Annotated in this window: 5 protein-coding genes and 1 pseudogene; 2 read left to right on the top strand and 4 right to left on the bottom strand. The window is 49.7% G+C overall.

The features are described from left to right. Nucleotides 1-565 precede the first annotated feature (565 nt). The gene (gene mph / locus FTV03_RS17125; protein ID WP_071830579.1) at nt 566-1,453 is read left to right on the top strand and encodes an Mph(E)/Mph(G) family macrolide 2'-phosphotransferase; all 888 of its coding nucleotides are present in this window, start codon (nt 566-568) and stop codon (nt 1,451-1,453) included. A 73-nt stretch (nt 1,454-1,526) separates the two neighbouring features. Here the strand turns inward: mph and FTV03_RS17120 are convergent, their stop codons facing one another. The 3 genes from FTV03_RS17120 to sul2 form a co-directional block, all read right to left on the bottom strand. Further along, nucleotides 1,527-1,991 carry an ATP-binding protein gene (locus FTV03_RS17120; RefSeq protein ID WP_071830580.1) on the bottom strand — a complete coding sequence of 155 codons (465 nt, stop codon included), beginning with the start codon at nt 1,989-1,991 and terminating at the stop codon, nt 1,527-1,529. A 61-nt stretch (nt 1,992-2,052) separates the two neighbouring features. Further along, nucleotides 2,053-2,301, bottom strand: coding sequence for a phosphoglucosamine mutase (locus tag FTV03_RS17115; protein ID WP_071830581.1), 249 nt, complete (start codon nt 2,299-2,301; stop codon nt 2,053-2,055). Nucleotides 2,302-2,387: 86 nt separating this feature from the next. Then, complete coding sequence (gene sul2, locus FTV03_RS17110) at nt 2,388-3,203, bottom strand: sulfonamide-resistant dihydropteroate synthase Sul2 (protein ID WP_001043260.1); 816 nt, start codon at nt 3,201-3,203, stop codon at nt 2,388-2,390. 89 nt (nt 3,204-3,292) lie between these two features. Between sul2 and FTV03_RS17105 the strand changes: the two are divergent. Then, a pseudogene (locus FTV03_RS17105) lies at nt 3,293-3,520 on the top strand (IS4 family transposase); the annotation flags it as partial. Nucleotides 3,521-3,717: 197 nt separating this feature from the next. On the opposite strand, the gene FTV03_RS17100 reads toward FTV03_RS17105, so the two are convergent. Further along, nucleotides 3,718-4,529: LysR family substrate-binding domain-containing protein (locus FTV03_RS17100; protein WP_159139002.1), on the bottom strand; the 812-nt coding region annotated here is incomplete at its 5' end.

Below are 4,529 nucleotides of genomic sequence, written 5' to 3'. Positions count from 1 at the left end.
GTAAATTTTCAGCGTTGCTGGCTCCCCGTCAGCCGGATTGGGTTGCATCGCAGGGGTGTCGAAAGAGTCAACTGCGGTCCAAAGCTGTTGGACTTGGGTGAAAAGGGCGTTTATTCTTCCTATACGTGAACCGCATCCTACGGAATGAGTAACCCTTGCCCTATTGTGAGTAGAACGTCGTATAATTCAAACGAAAGCAGTTAATAGGTATGAAATATCACAGCACAAAAGAGCGACAGGACATGTTTAGATGATGTTATTATAAAATAATAACATCATGGATGAATAAAAAATAATTTTCTATCTTTACAACTATGTTATACTTCTATGATAAGGCTATGATGGCAAAGCCTTGGTTTTCCTAATCAAATAGTCGCCGAGATGGCTTCAATGCGACAGTAGGTCTACTGTCTCACAATTAATTCATGTATCAGATTTTTGTTCCCTGATGGGAAGTGTTATCCATACGAAAAGAATATGGGTAAAGTGTTACACCTGTATATGACATTCAGAATGTCCTGTCGGGGGAACTGGTACCAATTTAATAAAAGAAAACAGTATAGAAATGACAATCGAAGATATGCAAACATTAGCCCTAGAGCATGGGCTGAGAATTTCGGAAGAGATGAGCGTCAATGAGATGGGCATCGACTTTAGAGTTGCCTTTGTAAAGGAAGTAAACGGTGAGAACTGGGTACTCCGTATACCTCGAAGAAGCGATATGCTTGAACAAATCGAAAATGAAAGTAGAATATTGGATTTAGCCAAAAGAAACCTGTCGATCAATGTCCCTGATTGGAAAATTGTATCGGAGCGCCTAATAGCCTACCCTTTACTGGAGGATGCGCCTGCTCTGACATTCGATGCGATAACACATGAGGTTTCTTGGAACATAGATCGCGATAGCATAGCTTATGTGGAGTCTCTGGCAAAATCATTGGCCGAATTACATCGTATTACAGCTGACGATGTGAGAAAGAGCAACTTGAAAATAATGACTCCAAGTGAATTGAGGACCGAAATAGCTGACCGTATCCACTTGGTGAAATCTGAGATAGGTATCAGCGAGCCGTTGGAAAACAGATACCGTAGATGGTTGGACAATGACCCTTTGTGGCCTGAATTCACTTGTTTCATCCATGGCGATCTCTATGCAGGGCATGTCTTAACCTCGAAGGAAGGTAAGACCTCTGGTATCATAGATTGGTCTACTGCGCATATGGGTGATCCTGCACTGGACTTTTCTGGTCACGTATCGGTTTTTGGAGAGGATAGCCTGAAGAGTTTGATAACGGAGTATGCTAAACAAGGCGGAACGATATGGGATAGGCTCTACGAACAATCTATAGAGAGGGCTGCTGCAGCTCCATTAGCATATGGCGCTTTTGCGGTAGAGTGCAACGACGATAATCATATCAATGCCGCCAGAGCAGCCTTAGGTATTGTTCAATAAAATGATGTGAGGATACTTTTTTAAATGCTAAAATAGGAGTTCGATTGGTGCCACTTAAGAGTATCATTGATTTCTATTTTAGCCAGTATCCTCCACTTTTAGGAGCTCCTCGAAACTCGATTTTATGATCATCTCTTAAGATTTTGAGCCACCGCTCTACTATCTTGACAGGAACTAATAGCTCGTTTACTAAAAATGGTGCACGCTTTCCTGGATTAGTTCTTATCTGATTAAATAGTAGATTTACTCCCTCACTTACTCCCTCATTAGATTCGAAAAGTAGCTTTGATGAGACAATAACTCGAAAACCGTGCTGGAAATTTTCAAAGACAGGGGGACGCAGACCATAGGATGCGAAGCCTTCTTGGATTCGTTTGATGCCTGACCCATATTTTTCAATAAAATGCGCTTCTTTGAACGTGGCAGATATCCTTTTATTGCGCGCCCATGGCGAGTAATCTTCACGAAGAAGCTGATCAATCGTTAAGTTATCAGCTAAACCACCTGGATTGAAAAACTCTATGGAATTGTAATACACCCTGATTATGGAATCGGCAAATTAATTTGGACTTGGGTGAAAAGGGCGTTTATTCTTCCTATTACGTTGTCGGCAGCGGGCCAAAAAGGAATACGTCCATGCCCATCGAGGTGAAACCGGCTGTGAGCGCGGGTTCAAGCATATAGCCCGACAGGCGCGTATCCTTGCCGATCACGACACGATGGCGGTGGTCACCGCGACGAAAGACACGGCCAGCCGCCATGCCGACGCGCAAGGCGGTTTCCGCCGTCATCGCGCCTTCGTTGGCTTTGCCACGAATACCGTCTGTGCCGAAATATTTGCGCACCATAAGGTCGATTATCCTGTCGTCGGGTCGCCCTCAAAGGGGACATGCCTGCTGAACCGCGAATATAGAGAAATATCCCGAATGTGCAGTTAACGAATTCTTGCGGTTTCTTTCAGCGCCGCCAATACCGCCAGCCCGTCGCGCAAGGGGCGCGGCTCGTGTGTGCGGATGAAGTCAGCTCCACCTGCGGCGGCGGCAAGCTCTGCAGCGAGTGTCGCGGCCCCGACATCCCCCGGACCACGGCCTGTGAGCGCGCGCAGAAAGGATTTGCGCGAAACAGACAGAAGCACCGGCAAATCGAAGCGCAGCCGCAATTCATCGAACCGCGCCAGCACCGAGAGCGAGGTTTCGGGAGCAGCCCCCAGAAAAAACCCCATGCCGGGATCAAGGACAAGGCGGTTGCGTTTGATACCGGCACCCGTCAGCGCCGCGATGCGCGCGTCAAAGAACGCCGCAATGTGATCCATGATGTCGCCAGCGGGTGCCTCGCGCCGATCTGCCTGCCCGTCTTGCACCGAATGCATAACGACGAGTTTGGCAGATGATTTCGCCAATTGCGGATAGAACGCAGCGTCTGGAAAACCGCGAATATCATTGAGATAGGCCACACCACGCGACAAGGCATAGGCTTGCGTCGCGGGTTGATAACTGTCGAGCGAGACGGGAATGCCATCTGCCTTGAGCGCGTCCAGCACCGGCGCGATACGCGCGATTTCTGTGTCGGACGAAACAGGCGCGGCGTCGGGATTGCTGGATGCCGGACCGAGGTCGATCACATCTGCCCCCTCGGCCATCAGCTTACGCGCCTGCGCAATGGCTGCGTCTGGCGCCAGATACCGGCCTCCATCGGAGAAACTGTCCGAGGTTATGTTGACGATGCCGAAAATGATGAGCGATTTATTCATGGGGGCTTCTATAATAATCTCTGTACACGACAAAAATAGATAACTCATTGAAATAATGTCACAATAATTGTTTTCTAACGACGAATACTATGACACATCTCAATGAGTTATATCTTATCTTAAACAAATCTCTAAAATGGAACAAGTCACATTTAAAGTGCTTTGCGCTCATCATGCTTGTGATTATTTTAAAGCAAACATGTAATCTTTCTTCTGCATCTAAAGCCTTGCCCATCAAGTGTTTACCACAATCATTTTATCGACGTATGCAGCGCTTCTTTGCAGGTCAGTATTTTGATTATCGTCAAATTTCTCAGTGTCATCACCAGAACGATGGTGATGACTACGGCGATCTGACCCCAAAGGATTCGGCCTCCGCGCAATGCAGGCTCCAGTCGGCAAAAGAGACGGAGCCGATCAGAGAGTAGGCAAAATCGGGACGGGCAACAGGAAAGAGGATGCCGGAGGGCTGCCGGATACTATCGGCGGCAAATAGGATGGATCGCCTGTGCCGTTATCGTGCCGGTCGAGTGCCATCCAGGAAACGATTGGGCGAATCGCCGTCACGCTTCATTTTGCCTGCGAGGTTGAGTAGATTTTTCAGTGCGGAGTTGCGATTGAACGGCGACCAGACGGCTGTAAAGGCAACCGGCTCCGGTTCATCGAGGAAGGGCAGGAAGACGATGCCGGTCGTCGGCAACAATGACGTTGCCTCGCCGACGATAGTGATGCCGAAGCCTTGTCCGACCATAGATAGCAGCGTGTCGCGCCCCACATCAAAGCGCCGGATCGACGGTGCGGGCCAACGCCCGGCAAGGCGCAGCACGATATGGTCATGGACCTGCGGGCCGGTGCCACCATAGCGAACAATGAAAGTCTCGCCGACCAGATCGGACCAAGTGATTGCGGACTGCCCGGCGAGGCGATGCCCATCCGATAGCACGGCCACCAGCGGTTCGGTCCAGATCGGTCGGGTATGGCAGTCGGGCATCTCGGGCTTGCCCGCGACGAACACCACGTCGAGCTGGTCAGCACGAAGCTGCATCACCGCATCGCGGGCTGTGCCTTCGGTGATCTCAACCTCAATGCCCGTATGTTCTTCCCGATAATGACGGATCAGCTCCGTGAGAAAGCTGCGTGGGATTAAGGCATGGATGCCGATGCGAAGCCGGCCGTATTCTCCTTGAGCTGTCATGCCTGCGGTCTTCACTGCGTGATCGAGTTGATCGACACCCGCCGTGACACGCTCCATGAAGTGCCTGCCTGCGTCTGTTAGCCGAACGCCCCGCGCATGGCGCTCAAATAGCAGGACACCAAGGTTATCCT

The sequence above is a fragment of the Acinetobacter sp. YH12218 genome (assembly GCF_013417925.1).
GTDB lineage: Bacteria > Pseudomonadota > Gammaproteobacteria > Pseudomonadales > Moraxellaceae > Acinetobacter > Acinetobacter amyesii.
Note: the sequence above shows the minus strand (reverse complement) of the source record. Positions and strands in the feature narration are given on the sequence as shown.

Coding starts and splice junctions, on each gene's coding strand:
- FTV03_RS17115 (WP_071830581.1), bottom strand. CDS start 2,301: ATGGTGCGCAAATATTTCGGCACAGACGGTATTCGTGGCAAAGCCAAC.
- mph (WP_071830579.1), top strand. CDS start 566: ATGACAATCGAAGATATGCAAACATTAGCCCTAGAGCATGGGCTGAGA.
- sul2 (WP_001043260.1), bottom strand. CDS start 3,203: ATGAATAAATCGCTCATCATTTTCGGCATCGTCAACATAACCTCGGAC.